This is a genomic window from Bradyrhizobium sp. i1.15.2 (genome assembly GCF_040548425.1).
GTDB lineage: Bacteria > Pseudomonadota > Alphaproteobacteria > Rhizobiales > Xanthobacteraceae > Bradyrhizobium > Bradyrhizobium canariense.
This window is the reverse complement of record NZ_JBEPRQ010000013.1, coordinates 119,758-138,270: the sequence shown is the minus strand read 5'-3', so window position 1 is coordinate 138,270 and position 18,513 is coordinate 119,758. Positions and strand designations below refer to the sequence as shown.

General features: G+C 63.3%; 16 protein-coding genes. 9 read left to right on the top strand and 7 right to left on the bottom strand.

Going from position 1 to position 18,513, the window contains the following annotated elements:
• Positions 1 to 39 precede the first annotated feature (39 nt).
• The 5 genes from ilvD to ABIB80_RS23200 all read left to right on the top strand — a co-directional run bounded on the left by ilvD (position 40) and on the right by ABIB80_RS23200 (position 5,333).
• Entirely contained in the window at positions 40 to 1,734 is a 1,695-nt protein-coding gene (gene ilvD, locus ABIB80_RS23220) for a dihydroxy-acid dehydratase (protein ID WP_354128497.1), read from the top strand.
• Positions 1,735 to 1,857: 123 nt separating this feature from the next.
• Positions 1,858 to 2,703 (top strand): ABC transporter ATP-binding protein, encoded by an 846-nt coding sequence (locus tag ABIB80_RS23215; protein WP_354128496.1) that lies wholly within the window; start codon positions 1,858 to 1,860, stop codon positions 2,701 to 2,703.
• Entirely contained in the window at positions 2,700 to 3,485 is a 786-nt protein-coding gene (locus tag ABIB80_RS23210; RefSeq protein WP_354128495.1) for an ABC transporter permease, read from the top strand. Before ABIB80_RS23215 ends, ABIB80_RS23210 begins: the two co-directional genes overlap by 4 nt.
• Complete coding sequence (locus tag ABIB80_RS23205; protein ID WP_354128494.1) at positions 3,482 to 4,249, top strand: ABC transporter permease; 768 nt, start codon at positions 3,482 to 3,484, stop codon at positions 4,247 to 4,249. Before ABIB80_RS23210 ends, ABIB80_RS23205 begins: the two co-directional genes overlap by 4 nt.
• Positions 4,250 to 4,286: 37 nt before the next feature.
• Complete coding sequence (locus tag ABIB80_RS23200) at positions 4,287 to 5,333, top strand: 2,5-dihydroxypyridine 5,6-dioxygenase NicX family protein (RefSeq protein WP_354128493.1); 1,047 nt, start codon at positions 4,287 to 4,289, stop codon at positions 5,331 to 5,333.
• On the opposite strand, the gene ABIB80_RS23195 is transcribed toward ABIB80_RS23200, so the two are convergent.
• The 5 genes from ABIB80_RS23195 to ABIB80_RS23175 are packed head-to-tail and all read right to left on the bottom strand — an operon-like array spanning position 5,330 to position 11,035.
• Complete coding sequence (locus ABIB80_RS23195) at positions 5,330 to 6,322, bottom strand: 3-hydroxybutyryl-CoA dehydrogenase (protein WP_354128492.1); 993 nt, start codon at positions 6,320 to 6,322, stop codon at positions 5,330 to 5,332. The two genes, ABIB80_RS23200 and ABIB80_RS23195, sit on opposite strands and share 4 nt — an antisense overlap.
• A 3-nt stretch (positions 6,323 to 6,325) precedes the next feature.
• Positions 6,326 to 7,414 (bottom strand): NAD/NADP-dependent octopine/nopaline dehydrogenase family protein, encoded by a 1,089-nt coding sequence (locus ABIB80_RS23190; RefSeq protein WP_007601572.1) that lies wholly within the window; start codon positions 7,412 to 7,414, stop codon positions 6,326 to 6,328.
• Positions 7,411 to 8,934: a class I adenylate-forming enzyme family protein gene (locus tag ABIB80_RS23185; protein ID WP_354128491.1), complete on the bottom strand. Its 1,524-nt coding sequence runs from the start codon at positions 8,932 to 8,934 to the stop codon at positions 7,411 to 7,413. The genes ABIB80_RS23190 and ABIB80_RS23185 overlap by 4 nt, the downstream gene beginning before the upstream one ends.
• 1 nt (position 8,935) lies before the next feature.
• On the bottom strand, positions 8,936 to 10,225 hold the full coding sequence (locus tag ABIB80_RS23180; protein ID WP_354128490.1) for an acyl-CoA dehydrogenase family protein: 1,290 nt from the start codon (positions 10,223 to 10,225) through the stop codon (positions 8,936 to 8,938).
• A gap of 12 nt (positions 10,226 to 10,237) precedes the next feature.
• Positions 10,238 to 11,035 carry an alpha/beta fold hydrolase gene (locus ABIB80_RS23175; RefSeq protein ID WP_354128489.1) on the bottom strand — a complete coding sequence of 266 codons (798 nt, stop codon included), beginning with the start codon at positions 11,033 to 11,035 and terminating at the stop codon, positions 10,238 to 10,240.
• A 211-nt stretch (positions 11,036 to 11,246) separates the two neighbouring features.
• On the opposite strand from ABIB80_RS23175, the gene ABIB80_RS23170 reads away from it, so the two are divergent.
• From ABIB80_RS23170 to ABIB80_RS23155, 4 genes are all read left to right on the top strand, one after another.
• On the top strand, positions 11,247 to 12,008 hold the full coding sequence (locus tag ABIB80_RS23170; protein ID WP_354128488.1) for an SDR family NAD(P)-dependent oxidoreductase: 762 nt from the start codon (positions 11,247 to 11,249) through the stop codon (positions 12,006 to 12,008).
• 43 nt (positions 12,009 to 12,051) lie between these two features.
• On the top strand, positions 12,052 to 12,888 hold the full coding sequence (locus ABIB80_RS23165; protein ID WP_354128487.1) for an enoyl-CoA hydratase family protein: 837 nt from the start codon (positions 12,052 to 12,054) through the stop codon (positions 12,886 to 12,888).
• Positions 12,889 to 12,982: 94 nt separating this feature from the next.
• Positions 12,983 to 15,334 (top strand): bifunctional salicylyl-CoA 5-hydroxylase/oxidoreductase, encoded by a 2,352-nt coding sequence (locus tag ABIB80_RS23160; protein ID WP_354128486.1) that lies wholly within the window; start codon positions 12,983 to 12,985, stop codon positions 15,332 to 15,334.
• Positions 15,335 to 15,389: 55 nt separating this feature from the next.
• Complete coding sequence (locus tag ABIB80_RS23155; protein ID WP_354128485.1) at positions 15,390 to 16,640, top strand: flavin-dependent oxidoreductase; 1,251 nt, start codon at positions 15,390 to 15,392, stop codon at positions 16,638 to 16,640.
• 9 nt (positions 16,641 to 16,649) lie between these two features.
• Here the strand turns inward: ABIB80_RS23155 and ABIB80_RS23150 are convergent, their stop codons facing one another.
• Positions 16,650 to 17,105, bottom strand: a complete 456-nt coding sequence (locus ABIB80_RS23150) for a cupin domain-containing protein (RefSeq protein WP_007601580.1) — start codon at positions 17,103 to 17,105, stop codon at positions 16,650 to 16,652.
• Positions 17,106 to 17,134: 29 nt separating this feature from the next.
• Complete coding sequence (locus ABIB80_RS23145; protein ID WP_219682410.1) at positions 17,135 to 18,310, bottom strand: ABC transporter substrate-binding protein; 1,176 nt, start codon at positions 18,308 to 18,310, stop codon at positions 17,135 to 17,137.
• Positions 18,311 to 18,513 lie beyond the last annotated feature (203 nt).

Sequence of the window (18,513 nt, the reverse complement as noted above, 5' to 3'; positions counted from 1 at the left end):
CCAGGATGATCCGGGACGTTGCATGAAGAAGAAGCACGTATGAAGAAGCTCCGATCTCGGATCACGACGGATGGTCTCGACCGGGCTCCGCACCGCGCGTTCATGCGCGCCATGGGGCTCGACGACGCAGCGATTGCCAAGCCGATGGTCGGCGTCGTCAGCATGAAGGGCGAACAGACACCCTGCAACATGACGCACGACTTTCAGGTCGCGGCGGCCAAGACGGGAATCGAGGAGGCCGGCGGTACGCCGCGCGAGTTTTCGACCGTATCGGTTTCCGACGGTATCAGCATGAATCACGAGGGGATGAAGTTCTCCCTGTTTTCGCGGGAGCTGATTGCCGATTCGATCGAAGCCGTCGTCCATGGTCTGGCCTACGACGCATTGATCGGTTACGGCGGATGCGACAAAACGCTGCCCGGCGTGATGATGGGCATGGTCCGGTGCAACGTCCCGTCCATTTTCATCTATGGCGGCAGCGCGCTGCCGGGCCGCGTAGACGGGCGGACCCTCACCGTGCTCGACTCCTACGAAGCTGTCGGCAGCTTCATGACCGGAGAGATCGACGGTGCCACGCTCGAGCGGATTGAGCGGGCCTGCCTGCCGACCATCGGCGCGTGCGCCGGCCAATTCACTGCCAACACCATGGGCATGGTGTCGGAGGCGATGGGCCTCACCATTCCCAACGTGTCGATGGTGCCAGGTGTCTATGCCGAGCGCGCGCAGATATCCAGGCGGGCCGGGCGCCTCATCATGGAGATGCTGGAGCGCGGCGGGCCGTTGCCGCGCGACGTCGTGACGCGGAAATCCCTGGAAAATGGTGCGGCGATCGTGGCTGCTACGGGCGGTTCGACCAATGCTGCGCTGCATCTGCCGGCGATCGCGAACGAGGCCGGGATCGCATTCACGATCGATGATGTCGGCGAGGTTTTCGCCAGGACGCCGCTGATCGGAAACCTGCGGCCTGGAGGCAAATATACGGCAAAGGATGTCTACGATATCGGCGGCGCTGCCGTGGTGATCCGGGAGCTGATCCAGAGCGGGCATATTGATGGCAGTTGCCTGTCGATCACGGGCCGCACACTTGCCGAAGAATATAGCGCCGCCAATGCTCCTGACGGAGAGGTCGTTTACGCGGCTCGCGCGCCGATCATGCCAGACGGCGGTGTGGCAGTGCTGAAGGGAAACCTCTGCCCTGATGGTGCGGTGATCAAGGTCGCCGGGCTGAAGAGCCAGTTGTTCGAAGGCGTGGCGCGCATCTTCGAAGACGAAGAAGCTTGTGTCGCAGCGGTTCGCGACCGCAGCTACAGGGCGGGCGATGTGCTTGTGATCCGCAATGAAGGGCCGGTGGGCGGCCCCGGCATGCGCGAGATGCTCGGCGTCACCGCGCTGATCTACGGCCAGGGCATGGGCGAGAAGGTGGCCCTGATCACGGATGGACGCTTCTCCGGCGCCACCCGCGGAATGTGCATCGGCTATGTGTCTCCCGAGGCCTTCGTCGGCGGTCCGCTGGCATTGGTTCGCGATGGCGACAGGATCCGGATTGATGCCGCGAACCGGCGGATGGATATGCTGGTCGACGAGCAGGAACTCACGGCTCGCCGACACGATTGGAAGCCGCGTCCGCCTCGTCACCGTGCCGGTGCGCTGGCGAAATATGCCCGATTGGTTGGCCAGGCACCGGGCGGGGCCGTGACGCATGAGGGGCCCGCAGAATGGCCCTGGTTCGGATGACGCGGCGCACTTGCCCGAAAACAGCGCGTGGTCTGGCAAGTTTCTTGCTAAGCTGGTGCCGCTGACGGAGGACATTCAGCGTGTCTGTTGCGCAGGGTTCGCGCGCGAACGAAGTGAGACGGGATGAAGGTAGTGCCTTCGAGATCGACTGGATGGGTGAGACCGGTGACGCCGCAAAAACCGGCTTCTGCAATCATCGAGATCGAGAGCGTCTCGCAGGTATTTCAGACCTCAGCGCGCAAGGACCATGTGGCGCTATCGGACATCTCTCTGGCGATCGAGGAGGGAGCCTTCGTCTCCATCCTTGGTCCGTCGGGCTGCGGCAAGTCGACATTGCTTTACGTCGTCGGCGGCTTCGTCAGCCCGACCAGCGGCTCAGCGAAGATCAGGGGACGGACGATCACGGGACCAGGGCCGGATCGCGGTCCGGTATTCCAGGAATTCGCGTTGTTTCCGTGGAAGACCGTGCTGGGCAATGTGATGTACGGCCCTCGCCAGCAGGGCGTGCGCACCACCGAGGCGGAAGCACAGAGCCGGGCCCTGATCGAAATGGTCGGGCTCAAGGGCTATGAGGACTTCTATCCCAAGGAGCTGTCCGGCGGCATGAAGCAGCGCGTGGCATTGGCTCGAACGCTGGCTTACCATCCTGAGGTTCTGTTGATGGACGAGCCGTTTGGCGCGCTCGATGCTCACACGCGAACGCGGCTGCAGAACGATCTGTTGAACATCTGGGAGCGTGATCGCAAAACGGTGCTGTTCGTCACGCATTCGGTCGACGAAGCGGTTTTCCTCTCGGACAAGGTCGTGATGATGTCGAAATCGCCCGGCCGCATCCGCGAGGTCATCGACATCGATCTGCCGCGGCCGCGCCGCCGCAGCGAGCTGCTGCTCGATCCACGGTACCAGAAATACGTTGTCGATATCGAGCGCATGTTCGACGAGGTCGACGAGACGGGATCGCGGTCGTGACGTCGCTGGCGGCCTTGGGCAAGCGTGCCGCTCCGGTGTTTGCCTGTATCGGGCTTCTGGCGGCATGGCAGGTTGCGTCACTCGCGCTCGAGAACGACAGCTTCCCGACGGCGATCGAGGCGATCCGTGCAATCCCGGACATCCTCGGAGACAAGGAAGCTCTGATCAACATCCTGGCCTCGCTCCGCCGCATGGCGGTCGGGTTTGGCATAGCGGTATCGGTTTCGATCCCACTCGGCCTGTTGATGGGCCGCAGCCGGGCCGTCGCGGCGTTCTTCAATCCACTCCTGATGGTGATCTACCCGGTGCCGAAGGCCGCCTTGATGCCGATCATCATGCTGTGGCTCGGCGTCGGCGACATCACGAAGACGCTGGTGATCTTCCTCGGTGTCAGCTTGCCCGTGATCTATCACAGCTTCGAGGGCGCCAAGGCGGTGGAAGAGAAGATGCTGTGGTCGGGTGCCGCGATGGGGCTTTCGCCTGCGCAACGGCTGGTCCGGATCGTACTGCCGGCGGCGCTTCCAGAAATTCTGACCGGTTGCCGCACCGGACTCGTACTGGCGCTGATCACGATGATCACCAGCGAGATGATCGCCCGTCAGTCCGGCGCCGGCAACATCTTGTTCAACGCCCTCGACATGGGCCAATACGACACCGTCTTTGCGATGATCATCATCGTCGGCGCGATGGGAATATGCCTGGATGCGATCTTCGAGCGGGTCCGCGCAAGGCTGGTGCGCTGGTCTGAGCCTCAGTTCGACATGCCCCTGAGCTTCTCATGATCCCGCAGCTTCGCTCCACCAGCATTATTCTTGGGCTCGCGCCGATCGTGCTGGTGATCGCGCTGTGGCAAGGCCTCGTGTCATTTGGCTTTGCGCCTGCGGTGTTGCTGCCGCCGCCGGGATACGTCTTCAGCAGGCTACTTCAGCAACTCGTCACGTGGACGTTCCAGCAGGAGATCGCGGCGACCCTGATCCGGCTGTTTGCCGGCTTCGCGATCGCGGTCGTGCTCGGTGTCAGCATCGGCATCGCCGCCGCTGCCAGTCCGGCTATCAACGCCGTGGTTCGGCCGATTGTGCGCGTGCTCGCGCCCTTGCCAAAGGTCGCGCTCTATCCAGCATTGCTGCTGCTGCTCGGCTTCGGTCACGGATCGAAGATCACGCTGGTCGCGGCGGATGCACTCTTTCCCATTCTCTTGTCTACCTATTACGGCGCGTCGACGGTGGAGCAGAAGCTGATCTGGTCGGCCATGGCGGCGGGAACGCCGCGCTATGAGATCCTGTTCAAGGTGGTGCTGCCTGCCGCGATGCCGTCGATCCTGACCGGTTGCCGGATCGGCCTCGTCATTTCCTGCATCGTGGTGTTTCTGGCGGAGATGATCACGTCGAGCGACGGGCTCGGACATATGCTCGTCACGGCGGCTCGGACCTTTCAGGCCGTCGATATGTTCGTGCCGCTGATCACGATCTCGCTGCTGGGCCTGATCCTCAATGGCCTGCTGGGGGCAGTGCGCGCGTATCTGCTGCGGGGTTTCCCCGAAGCATGAACTGACGAAGAAGAAACAGGAAGACCGGGAGTAGACCATGCTGGCTGATCGCATCGAGGCAAAATGGATCGACGCATTTTGCGAGATTTTTGAGCGATGCGCCGTCAAGGCCGGCGATACCGCGGCGATCCTCTCGGAAACCCAGTCACGTGCGTTGAATGTTCACCTGGCGGAACTCGCGCTGCTGCGGATGGGCGCGCGACCGTTTCACGTGGTCATGCCGACCCCGCGTAACCGGAATATCGTTCCGGTTCGCTCGACAGGGGCGAGCGAGGCGATCCAGCGGCTCGGCCCGGTCATCACCGCGCTTCAACAAGCCGGCTTTGTGGTGGATTGCACCATAGAGGGCCTGATGCATGCGGTGGAGACACCCGAGATCCTCAAGGCCGGCGCGCGCATCCTGGTGATTTCTAACGAGCATCCCGAGGCGCTGGAGCGGATGGTGCCGGATCCCGCGCTCGAGAAGCGCGTTCGCGCGGCGGCGAAGATGCTGCGTGGGACCAAGCGGATGCGGGTGACGTCAAAAGCCGGCACGGCGCTCGACGTCGATATGGTCGGCGCTTCCACGGTCGGCGTGTGGGGCTGGACGGACAAGCCCGGGACGCTGGCGCATTGGCCCGGCGGCATCGTCGTCAGCTTCCCCAAGAGCGGAACGATCAACGGCACGCTGGTGATGGCGCCCGGTGACATCAACCTGACCTTCAAGCGTTACCTGACGTCGCCGGTGAAGATGACGCTGAAGGACGATTATGTCGTCGAGCTGGAGGGCGAGGGCACGGATGCCGCAATGATGCGTGCCTATCTTGCCGCCTGGGGCGATAGGGAAGCCTATGCGGTGTCGCATGTCGGCTTCGGCATGAATCCCGGCGCGCGCTACGAGGCGCTGTCGATGTATGACCAGCGCGACACCAACGGCACGGAAATTCGTGCCGTCTCCGGCAACTTCCTGTTCTCGACCGGTGCCAACGAATTCGCCGGCCGCTACACGGCGGGCCATTTCGATCTGCCGATGATGGGGACGACGATCGAGCTCGATGGCGTCGCGGTGGTGCGTGACGGGGTGCTGCAGGACGTCTTCGGCTAACCGCGATCGAGCACCGGTGGCCGCGCCAGGTCAAAGTGCCGAAGCAGGTCGACCATGGCCTGAAGCCGTTTTGCCCGATAGGCGTCGATGTCCATGCCTGAATAGTCGAGAAAGCCTGCACCTGTGCGCAGGCCGATCCGGCCCTCCTGCATGTTCCGCGAAATGACCTCCGGTGCACGATAGCGGTCGCTGCCGAGTGCGCCTTCGAGATAGCGACTGGCGTAGTAGAGGATATCACCGCCACCCCAGTCGATGAATTCGAGCAGCCCGAGCACGGCGTAGCGGAAGCCGAAGCCGTAGCGGATCGCCTTGTCGATGTCTTCTGCGCTGGCAACGCCTTCCTCGACCATGCGCGCGGCCTCGTTCATCGCCAGCGCCTGGATGCGCGGGACGATGAAGCCTGGTGTCGCAGCGCAGACCACCGGCACCTTGCCGATGCCTTCGAGTAGCGCCTTGACCTCGTCGATGACAGCGGGATCTGTGGCTTTGCCGGGCGAAACCTCCACCAGCGGAATCAGATAGGCCGGATTGAGCCAGTGCACATTGAGGAAACGGCGGGGATTCACGATCGCGCCTGAGAGGTCGTCGACGAGGATGGTCGACGTCGTCGATGCGATGATCGTATCGGGGCCGACTTGTTTTGAGGCCGCCCCCAGCACATCCCGCTTGAGCTCGACGACTTCGGGGACTCCTTCGAAGATTATTCCCGCATCGGACAGTGCCACATCGCTCTGGCTGGCCGGCACCACCGAGACCCGCGCAATGAGCGGGTCGACATCCGCCTCGGTCAGTAGCCCCAGCTTCGACAGGCTGGCAAAGGTCTTCCTGATTTCGCCGAGAGCATCTGCCTCCAGCCTGGCGAAATCTTCCGCCGAGCGATCCTTGATGTCGATCATCGTGACCGTATGCCCGGCATAGGCAAACGCGACGGCGATGCCGCGGCCCATGCGGCCGGCCCCGAGACAGGCGATGATGGCTCGGCTGGTCATCGGTCAAAATCCCCTGCGAAGAAGCGTCTGCAAAGCGGCTTTGTCGAGATGGCCAAGCCCCAGCGTCTCGAGGGTTCGGCCGCCTTGCGCAAAATCCTCACCGCAGATTGCGCCGCCAATGGCGAGGAATGCCTTGGCCAATGGCGTGGCCACGCCCGCCAGGCCGGCGACGGAGACCAGCAGCGATAGCCCAAGCCGTAAATCTTCTCTCATGTAGCGGTGCTCGGTCAGCACGATCCGCTCGCGCCAGTCGCCGGAATCGGTCAGCCTGTCATGCGAGCCGCGGCCGTACATCCAGATCTCGCCCTCCCTGGCGTAGTGATGGGCGAGCGGAAAATGCGGTGCGCCATATCCGAACGCTTCACGCACGGCAATCCGTTCGCCGTCGAGCGCGTCGGTGACCCGGCGAATCGCGGCTTGCGTTCCTTCCTTGTGAATGTCCCACTTCTCGAAATGCTCGATCGGCCCTGCATTCATCACGATCAGCGGCGGATGGATAATCGGGCCTGCGTTCATCAGCGCACCGGAGAGAGCATCGCCGCACGGCTCGATCGCGCCGGGGAAAGCCTGTCCAATCACTTCAAGTGCGCGCGGCGCCTGATCGAGCGGGAAAACGCCGGCCGGCAGTCGCTTGGCGCGGATGGTGATCGCGACCTCGAACGGCCCGTGCTTGCGGGTCAGCCAGGGCAAGGTCCCGGTCTCGGCAAAGCACGCCTTGGCGTGGTTGCCGGCATCCCGCGCAGCCTGGGCGAAGATCATCGAGCCGAACGTGGCCGGCGGCAGAAACACGACCTGGCCATCCCGCAGATGTGGAGCAAGCAGGCGCGCAATATCAGGCTGCGCGAAGGCGGGGGCGGGACAGAGGATCAGCTCTGCGCCATTGACCGCTTCGGCAATGCCGGCCGTGACCAGCGCGAGCTTGACGTCGTGACCGCCGTTATGATCCTTCACCAGGATACGCGAGCCGGCGGCGCGATGTGCCGCGACCTGATCCGCGTCGCGGCGCCAGAGCCGGACCTCATGTCCCGACAGCGCGAAATCGCCCGCGGCCGCGAAAGAGCCGTTTCCCCCACCCAGAACCGCAATCTTCAAGATGCTTCTCCTTGGGTGCGCGATTGCGCATCAAGCTGCTTCAGCAGGAAATGCTGGACCTTGCCCAGCGCCGTGCGCGGCAGGTCGGTGACGAAAATGATGTCGCGCGGAACCTTGTAGCGGGCGAGTTGGGCCTGGAGATGCACTTTCAACGCGTCTGCTTCCAGTCGACGGCCGGATCGGGGGATCACGTAGGCGATAGGCACCTCGTCCCAGCGTGGATCGGGCCGGCCGATCACGGCGCATTCGCTGACATCGGGATGTTCGAGCAGGACGCGTTCGACCTCCGCCGGATAGACGTTCTCGCCGCCGGAAATGATCATGTTCTTCTTGCGGTCACGCACCCAGAAATAGCCGTCCGCGTCGCACAGGCCGATATCGCCGGTACGATACCAGCCGTCATGCAGCGCATCGCGCGTGGCGTCCGCATTGCCCCAATATTCGAAGAACACGTTGGGGCCGCGCACCGCGATCTCGCCCGGCGCGCCCGCCGGCACTTCGTTGCCGGCCTGATCAATCACTTTCGCTTCGCAGCACAGGCCGGCAAGTCCGGTCGATCCCGCGCGCGAGAGATCGCCACCAAGCCGGGTGTAGACAGCAATCGGGCAAGTTTCCGTCGAGCCGTAGACCTGAAGCACCGGGACGCCGCGCGCCACGAAGCGGTCGATCAGATGCGGCGGCACGATGGTCGAGCCGGTCGCGACGGCTTTGAGTGACGAAAGGTCGGTCGTGGTCCAGGCGGGATGCTCGCTTACGGCCTGGATGATCGCCGGCACCATCACGGTTAAGGTCGGCCGCTCCCGTTCGATGGCCGCAAGCGCGGTGTCCGGCGTGAAGCGTGCGTGAACCGTGACCGTCGCGCCCAGCTGGAGCGCCGCCGTAGTCTGGATGTTGAGGCCGCCGACGTGGAAGAACGGCAGCAGCGTCAGCACGTGGTCATCGGACGTCATGTTGTGCATGTGCTGGCTCATGACGCCGTTCCAGAACAATGCCTCCTGGCGCAGCACCGCGCCTTTGGGCCGTCCGGTCGTTCCTGATGTGTAGACAATGAGAAGCGGACAGGAGAGATCGGTGTGCGGGTTGCGGCCGGTGCCCCGGCTTCGAGCCAACAGGTTTTCGAACGTCGTGCCGCGGGGCGGCTCGAAATCGAGCCCGACGATTGCGGTTCCCTCAAGCTCGGCAAGTACCCCCTCAAATGCTTGCTCGAGCATCAGGACCTTGGCGCCGGCATCGTTGAGGATGAAAAGCTGCTCGGCGACAGCGAGCCGCCAGTTCAGGGGCACCAGCATCGCGCCGAGCCGCGCGCAGGCATAAAGCAGAACCAGATAGTCCGGCCGGTTCAGGCTGAGGATCGCAACGCGGTCGCCCCGGCCTACGCCGAGCTCCTGCTTCAACGTCGCCGCCGTCCGCTCGATGCGTGCAGCGAATGCCGCATAGCTCAACCGTTCGCCCTCGAAGGCAATGGCCGTCTTGTCTGGCGCGAACGCCGCGTTGCGATCGATCAGACTGCAGAGGTCCACCTCAGTCGTCCGTTTCGCCGGCCTCGTACAGCGCCTCGCGCCCGATCCGGTCGAGGCAGAGCTCGGCTGTCCAGGGCAACATCAGCGAGCCGCAGCGGCTGTCGCGATAGATCCGCTCGAGCGGCAGCGAGCGCAGCATGGCCTGACCGCCGCAGGTACGGATCCCGAGCGCGGCGAGCTCATTGGCACCCTCCATTACCGAATATTGCGCGGCATAAGCGCGAAGCACCTGCTCCTTGCTCGGATTGGCGCGCGCTTCGGTGACTGCCTGGAACCAGATCGCCTTGATCTGCTCGAGCTTGATCTGCATCTGCGCGACCGCAATCTGCTTCGTCGGATACATCCTGCGCTTCACTGGCGGCATGCCCGGCACTTCGCCGCGCAGATAACGCACGGTGAAGTCATAGGCGGCTTGCGCAAGGCCCATATAGGTCGGCGACAACGTCAGGAACATGTGCGGCCAGCGCATCGCGGCCTGGAAATAGACGCCCCGCGGCATCAGCGCCGAATCTGCCGGCACGAACACGTCCTTGAACAGCAGCGTGCGCGAGACGGTTCCGCGCATGCCGAGCGGGTCCCAGTCGCCGACGACCGAAACGCCTTCCGATTTAGAGGGGATGGCGAGGTAAAGCGTATTGCGGCGCGAAGCCTTCTCGCCTTCCTCGATCTCGGTGCAGAGAACCCCGTAATAATCGGCATGGCCGGAGAGTGATGCAAAGATCTTCTTGCCGTTGACGATCCAGCCGCCCTCGACCGGCCTTGCTTCCGTGCCGAAAGCGACGCCGCCTGCGGCTGCCGCACCGCCCTCAGAGAAGGGCTGCGAATAAATCGCGCCGTCCTCGACGATGCGCTTGTAGTGGACTGCACGTCGCCCCTCGTGCTCAGCGCGGGTCTCTGCATCCATGTCGAGATCGTCGGCGAGCGGGCCCGACCACAGCGTCGAGCAGACATGCATGTTCCAGGTGAGCGCAGTCGCGCCGCAATAGCGGCCGATTTCGGCTGCCGCCAGTGCGTAGGTTTGATAATTCGCCCCGAGCCCGCCATGCTTCTTGGGGATGGCAATGCCGAGCAGGCCGACGCGATGCAGGTCGCGATAATTCTCAGACGGGAAGATCGCATCCCGATCGTAAGTCGCGGCGCGGCCGGCGAACACGCTCTGGCCGATCTCTCGCGCCCGCGCAATGATGCCGGCCTGCTCGTCGCTCAAGCGGAACGCGACGGGATCGAAGATCGGCGCATCCAACGCGACCTTGTCAGTTGCGCCGATGGTCTTGCTGACTTGCATGGTCATTGCGCAGTCACCTTAAGTTTTGATCGCGACGGAATTCAGGAAGAGGCCGAGGGCCTCGTTAAAGGCATCGGGGCGTTCCAGGTTGGCGAGATGGCCCACAGCCCCGAGCTCGACATATTCCGCCGAGGGAATGTAGCTCGCCGTCTTCGCCATCATTGGCGCTGGCGCGTTGTTGTCCTTGGAGCCGGACAGCAGCAGCGTCGGGATGGAAATGTCCTTGAGGGTGCTGCGCTGGTCGAAGCCGATCAAGGCCAGCATCATGGCGCGATAGCTCGCCTCGGGCACGCTTGCCATGCACTCGCGCGCAAGCTCCATTCCCCTGGGATCAGGATCGTCGCCCACCAGTTCCTTCACCAGAGAGGGCGCCAGCGACTTCATCGTTTCGCCGCGATCGAGCGGCCCGAGCCGTGCGGCGATAAACGATTTCTGCCAATCGCCGTCGGCCTTGCCGAAGGCCGGGCTGGTCTGCGCCAGCACGACCGCGCGCGCCAGTTTTGGGGATTGCACCAGCCATTTCTGGACGATCATGCCGCCGATGGAATGGCCGACCAGAATCGGCCTACTCGCACCAAGCTGCTCGATGAATTGCTGGAGCGCATCCGCCAGGGCAGCGATGCTGACGCTGGCGAGCGGCGCCGAGCCGCCATAGCCAGGCATGTCCCATGCAATCGCGTGGAAGCGGTCGCCGAATGTGGCAAGCTGCTGCCGCCAGGCCCGTGCCGCACCGCCGATGCCATGCAGGAAAATCAGAGGTGTCCCGCCCGGATCGCCCGCTGCTTCATAGGCGAAGCGGCCGTCCTTTGTTATCATTGGCGCAGGCTGCGACACGCGACATCCTTTTGCTTGGCTCTTCGATGCTAACAGGCCTGTGAGGGATGGGAAGAGATAATTTTATACTTAAAGCAATTTTCAGGCCGTCTTCTGCGTGCGGCGCTGCGGGTCGAAGTCGAGGTTTGTTTGCAAAAGGTTGAAGGTTAAAATATATCGAGAGAGCGATCAGCAGAATGCAAGGAGCCAGCGCATGTCCGGATTACCGCATTCGCCGCACGCGCTGGTGACCGGTGGCGGTCGCGGTATTGGTCGCGCCATCGCAGCAGCGCTCGTCGAGGCCGGCGCGACGGTGACCGTCCTCGGGCGGAACGCTGCGACGCTTGAAGAGGCTGTCAGCGCAGGGGCAGCGCATTTTGCGGCCGTCGCCGACGTCTCGGACGAAACCTCAATGAAAGTCGCCATCGCTGAAGCGAGTACGCGGCAGCCGATCGATATTTTGATCGCCAATGCGGGAAGCGCCGAGTCCGCGCCGTTCTCGAAATCCGACAGTGCCCTGTTTGCGCGCATGATGGACGTCAATTTCATGGGCGTGGTCCATGCTGTCAGCGCTGTGCTGCCCGGGATGAAGGATCGTCCCTATGGTCGTATCGTCGCGATCGCGTCGACGGCGGGGCTCAAGGGATATGCCTATGTCAGCGCCTACACCGCGGCCAAGCACGCTGTGGTCGGTCTCGTGCGGTCCCTTGCGCTCGAGATGGCTGGCAGCAACGTGACCGTCAACGCAGTGTGTCCCGGTTTCACCGACACCGATCTGGTCGCCGGCAGCATCGAAAACATCATGAAGAAGACGGGACGCAGCCGCGAGCAGGCGATTGACGAGCTCGCGAAACATAATCCGCAAGGACGATTGATCTCTCCACAGCAGGTCGCGGATGCCGTGCTCTGGCTCTGCGGCGAGGGCGCCGGCGCAATCACCGGGCAGGCAATCGCTGTTGCCGGTGGTGAGATTTAGCGCGCATGGCAAAGGCGCGGAGCAAGGAAGCCAAGGAGATCGTATGAGCAGACCAGCCAATCCCGTGACCTTACCGCTTGCGGACTATTCGCCGCAGCACTTCCTGCTGGCCGTCGTCGAGGGTGTTGCAACCGTGACGCTCAATCGTCCGGAACGGAAGAATCCGTTGACCTTCGAGAGCTATCGCGAACTCACCGATTTCTTTCGTGCCTGCGCCTTCGACGATGCCGTCAAGTCCATCGTCGTGACCGGCGCCGGTGCCAATTTCTCGTCCGGCGGCGATGTGTTCGAGATCATCGGTCCGCTCGTGAAGATGGACACCAAGGGGCTGACGGCGTTTACGCGGATGACCGGCGACCTCGTCAAGGCGATGCGGGCCTGTCCGCAGCCGATCGTTGCTGCGGTTGAAGGCATCTGTGCCGGCGCCGGCGCGATCATTGCCATGGCGTCGGACATGCGGCTTGCGGCGAGCGGGGCCAAGGTTGCATTCCTCTTCAACAAGGTGGGCCTTGCCGGTTGTGACATGGGCGCGTGCGCGATCCTGCCGCGGATCATCGGACAGTCCCGCGCTTCCGAGTTGCTCTACACCGGCCGGTTCATGACCGCGGAGGAGGGTGAGCGCTGGGGCTTCTTCAGCCGTATCCTCACGTCGGAGCAGGTGCTGCCCCAGGCACAAATGCTCGCCAAGCAAATCGCGGAAGGACCGACCTTCGCCAACACCATGACCAAGCGGATGCTGGCCATGGAATGGGCGATGTCGGTGGAGGAGGCGATCGAGGCGGAAGCGGTTGCTCAAGCCCTGTGCATGACGACGGCCGATTTCGAGCGGGCCTTCGAGGCCTTTGCCAACAAGGTCAAGCCGGTCTTCAGGGGCGATTAAGCCGGGCTTTGCCGGCAGCATGCCGCAATGGGGACTTGCGCGAAATTATTTTAGGCTTAAAATAGTTTCGGCGGGTTGAATTGGCGAGGCTCCCATGAAAGTCGCGATCATCGGTGGCGGACCTGCGGGTCTCTACGCTGCAATCCTGCTGAAGAAGCAGCGACCGAGCGCCGAGATCGCGGTCTACGAGCGCAACCGCGCCGACGACACCTTCGGCTTCGGCGTGGTTTTCTCGGACGCCACGCTCGATAATTTCGAGAAGCACGACCTTCCGAGCTATCGTCGCATCACCCAGGAATTCGCCTACTGGGACGACATCGCCGTCCACTTCCGCGGAACGGTCCATCGGGTCGGCGGCAACGGCTTTTGTGGCTGCTCGCGGCAGAAGCTGCTCCTGATCCTGCAGGCGCGCGCGCGAGAACTGGGCGTCATCCTGAATTTCGAGGCGGACGTCGAGGACGAATCCCGCTTCGCCGACGCCGATCTCATCCTGGTCGCGGACGGCATCAACAGCCGCTTCCGCGACAAATACGTCGATCATTTCGCGCCGGAAGTCGACCTCCGTACCAACAAGTTCGCCTGGATGGGCTCGACCAGGCCGCTGGATGCCTTCACCTTCATCTTCCAGGAGACAGAGTGGGGCCCGTTCATCGCCCATGCCTATCAGTATGAAGCCGGACATTCGACCTGGATTTTCGAGACCGATCCGGAGACGTTCGAACGCGCCGGGCTGACAGGGCTGAACGAGACCCAGTCTGCTGCGCGAATGGCCGAGATCTTCGGCTGGTTTCTCGACGGGCATCAATTGCTCACCAACCGCTCGACGTGGCGCAACTTCCCGATGATCCGCAGCAAGCGCTGGGTCAAGGACAACATGGTTCTGCTCGGCGACGCCAAGGCGAGCGCGCATTTCTCGATCGGCTCGGGCACCAAGCTCGCAATGGAAGACGCGATCGCGCTGGCTGACGCCATGGAGAAGGCGCCCAGCATCAAGGCGGCGCTGGACGTCTATGAGCACGGCCGGCGTGAGGAGGTCGAGAAGACGCAGCACGCCGCCGACGTCTCGCTGGTCTGGTTCGAGCATGTCGACCGATTCTGGGATTTCGATCCGGTGCAGTTCGCCTTCGGAGTGATGACGCGCTCGAAGGCGATCACCTATGACAATCTGAAGCTTCGCGCCCCTGACTTCGTGGCGGAGGTCGAAAGATCGTTTGCCAAGCGTGTTCGTGACAGCGGCTTCGACGTCGACACCGAGAAGCCGATGGTGCCGCTGTTCCAGCCCTTCCGGCTGCGCGAGATGGAGATCGCCAATCGCGCCGTGGTGTCGCCGATGTGCATGTATTCGGCGAAGGAGGGCGTGCCTACGGATTTCCACCTGGTGCATTATGGATCGCGCGCGATCGGCGGTGCCGGCCTGATCTTCACGGAGATGACCTGCGTTGCCCGCGACGCCCGCATCACGCCCGGCTGCACAGGACTGTGGAATGACGAGCAGGAGGCGTCCTGGCGGCGCATCGTTGATTTCGTCCATGCCAATTCAGCCGCGAAAATTTGCCTGCAACTGGGGCACGCCGGGCGCAAGGGTGCGACCAAGCTGATGTGGGACGGCATGGATCGTCCGCTCGAGGAGGGCGGCTGGGAGGTGTTTTCGGCGTCTCCACTGCCCTATTTCCCCGACAGCCAGGTTCCGCGCGAGCTCGATCGGGCCGGCATGAACGCCGCGAGAGATGCTTTCGTCGCGGCGGCTGAGCGCGGCGAACGCTGTGGCTTCGACATGCTCGAACTGCACTGCGCCCACGGCTATCTGCTTGCGAGCTTCATCTCGCCGCTGACAAACACCCGCACGGATGAGTATGGCGGCTCGCTCGAAAACCGCCTGCGCTTTCCGCTCGAGATCTTCGAGGCGCTGCGGGCCGTATGGCCGTCGCACAAGCCGATGTCTGTGCGCATTTCCGCGACCGACTGGGCCGAGGGCGGCATCGGCGGCGACGACGCGGTGGCGATCGCGCGCGCCTTTGCCGAAGCCGGTGTCGATCTCGTCGACGTCTCAACCGGGCAGACCGTGCGCGATGCGCAGCCGATCTACGGCCGCATGTTCCAGACGCCGTTCTCCGACCAGGTCCGCAACGAGGCGCGCGTGGCCACGATGTGCGTCGGCAACATCACGACCGCCGACCAGGCCAACACTATCCTGGCTGCCGGCCGGGCGGACCTCGTCGCGCTCGGGCGGCCGCATCTGGTCGACCCCTCCTTCACCATGAGGGCGGCGGCCTGGTACGGGGCGGACGACGCGTTCTGCCCGCCGCAATATCTTCCCGGAAAAGATCAGATTTTCCGCAACAGCGTGCGCGACCGGCAGGATCTCGAGGAGCTGAGAATTAAGGCTAAGCCCAAGACCCGAGCCGAGCTCAAGGCGGAGGCGACAAAGCCGCTTGCGGCGGAGTGACCGCCCGTGCGACTTTGGCCGCATTGCCTGGTGTGTACCGAGTGGAGTGAGGGCGATGAAGGCGATTATCGTCGGTGGCGGTATCGGTGGTCTCACCACCGCATTGATGCTGCGCTCGCGGGGCCTCGCTTGCGAGATTTTCGAGCAGTCCGACACCATCCGCGAGCTTGGCGTCGGCATCAACACGCTGCCCCATGCCATGCGCGAGCTGGCAGGCCTCGGTCTGCTCCAGCAGCTTGACGATGTTGCGATCCGCACCGACCAGCTCTATTACCTCAACCGTCACGGCCAGGAAGTCTGGCGCGAGGCCCGCGGCATCGACGCCGGCCACGACGTACCGCAATTCTCGATCCACCGCGGCCGCCTTCAGGGCGTCATCCATCGCGCCGTCGAGGAGCGGCTCGGGCGGGAGGCCATCCACACCGGCTGCCGCCTCGGTGCCTTCACCCAGGACGAGGCCGGCGTCACCGCTTACTTCTTCGACCGCTCAGGCGCACACATCCACACCGCGCGCGGCGATATTCTGATTGGTGCCGACGGCATCCATTCGCGGGTCCGTGACACGCTGTTCCCGAGCGAGGGGCCGCCATGCTGGAACGGCCTGATGCTGTGGCGCGGTGCGCGGGATTGGCCGCTGTTCCTCACCGGCAAGTCGATGATCGTCGCCGGCGGCCTCAACGCCAAGGTGGTGATCTATCCGATCGCGGAGGGATCGAGCCCGGCGAGCCGTCTCACCAACTGGGCGGTGCTGGTGAAGGTCGGCGAGGGCAATGCCCCGCCGCCGCGCAAGGAAGACTGGTCGCGGCCGGGCCGTCGCGAGGAGCTGATGCCGCATGTGGCGCGCTTTTCGGTGCCTTACGTCGACGTGAAGAGCCTGATCTCGGCCACGCCCGAGTTCTACGAATATCCGACCTGCGACCGCGATCCCTTGCCCTATTGGTCGTCGGGCAGAGTCACGCTGCTCGGCGATGCCGCGCATCCGATGTATCCGGTTGGCTCCAATGGCGCTTCGCAGGCCATCCTCGACGCGCGCTGCCTCGCCGACGCGCTGGTGCGCGCCGAGCATCCGCGCCAGGCGCTGCTTGAATACGAGAAGAAGCGGCTGCCCATGACCGCGGACATCGTTCGCTCCAACCGGCGTGGCGGTCCCGAGGGCGTCATCGACGCCGTCGAGCAGCTCGCGCCTGATGGTTTTGACAATGTCGACAACGTGCTGAGCTATTCCCAGCGCGAGGCGATCGTGCGCGGCTATGCCACCAAGGCCGGCTTCGCCGCAGTGCCGGGACTTGCGGCGGTGCGGGCTTAAGATGCGCTGCTAGCCGCCGGGAGGCGGCGGCAGGAAGTGGATGTTGAACTCGGCGGCCATCGCCACCACGTCCTCGGGCTTCTGTTCCTTCATGTTGTGAAGGCCCCAGAATAGGTCGAACAGCTTGCGGGTCGGTGACACCCAGAACAGCACCTTCGCGGTCTGCTCCGATTTGTTGAAGATGCCGTGCGGTACGCCCATGCCGAGCCGGATCAGGTCGCCCGCGGTCGCCTGCGACTCGGAATTGCCGAGCATGAAATCGAGCTTGCCCTCCAGCATGTAGAGATACTCATCCTGGTCGGGATGAATGTGCGGCGGCACGAACGTGCCCGGCGGCAGCGTTGCATGCCAGGAAAAGCTGTGCTCCGTGTTGCTCTTCGGCACATAGGTCTGGCCGAGGATGTTCCAGGAGATGCCCTGGATCCCCTCATTGGCGCGCGTGATGCCGGTGATTTCGCTCTTCATTGTGATCCTCCCTCGACGCGACGTGCGGCTTAGTTCGCCGCCTTGCAGTCCTTGGCGTAGCGGTCGCCGTAATTCTCAAAGACTTTCTGGACGATCTCGGTCTGGAACTTGCCGTCCGCGCGCTTGGCGACCTTGGTCAGGTAGAAATCCTGGATCGGATAACCGTTGGTGTTGAACTTGAAGGCGCCGCGCAGCGAGGTGAAGTCCGCCTTTTTCAGAGCGGCCGCGACCGCATCCTTGTTCGAGAGATCGCCCTTCACGGCCTTGACGGCGCTGTCGATCAGCATCGCGGCATCATACGCCTGGAAGGCGTAGGTGCCCGGCACGATATTATAGGCGGCCTCGTAGGCAGCGACGAACTTCTTGTTTTGGGGATTGTCGAGATTGGGCGCCCAGTTCGCGCCGCCGAACATGCCGACTGCGGCGTCCTGCTGCGCCGGCAAGGTCGATTCATCTACCGTGAAAGCCGAGAGCACCGGAATGCTGTCGGCGAGGCCGGCCTGCTTGTATTGCTTGACGAGATTGACGCCGAGGCCGCCGGGCATGAACGTGAAGAGAGCATCGGGCTTCTGCGACGAAATCTTGGAAAGCTCCGGCTGGAAGTCCAGCGTGTTGAGCGGCATGTAGGATTCTTCGACGATCTCACCCTTGTAGTCGAGCTTAAAGCCCGCGACCGAGTCCTTGCCGGCCTGATAGTTCGGCACCATCAGATACATGCGTTTGTAGCCGCGATCCTGCGCGACCTTGCCGAGGATCTCGTGCACCTGATCGTTCTGATACGAGGTCACATAGAAGAACGGATTGCAGTCCTTGCCGGCAAACGTCGATGGGCCGGCATTGGGGCTGATCAGGAAGGTTTTCGATTCCGTCACCGGCCGGTGGATCGCCTGGAGGATGTTGGAGAAGATCGGACCGACCACGAAGTCGACCTTGTCGCGCTCCAGAAGGCCCTTGACCTTGGTGACCGCTGCGTCCGGCTTCAACTCGTCGTCGACCACGACGACCTCGACATCGCGGCCGCCCATCTTGCCACCGAGATCCTTGACCCCGAGCGCAAAGCCGTCGCGAACCTGTTGGCCGAGCGCGGCGGCGGGTCCCGAGAGGGTCACGATCACACCCAGCTTGATTTTTTCCTGGGCGAGGGAAGGGCTCACCGCGGTGCCAAGCAGCAAGGCGGCTGCGGCCAACGTCATTTGCGTCTTCATGATCTGTCCCCCGTGATAACAGGACTTGCGTTGCAAGCCGCTGCTCCAATCCAAGTTTATGCCGATGATTGCTGCCGCGGCAAGCTAAGCTCAACTCGTCATCCTGCGGGCAGCGGTGCATGCAAGCGGCGCGCCAATTATTTGAAGCCTAAAGAAATCGACATGCGGTCGATTGTTGCGGCTTTAGGCTTGCAGCCGGCTTC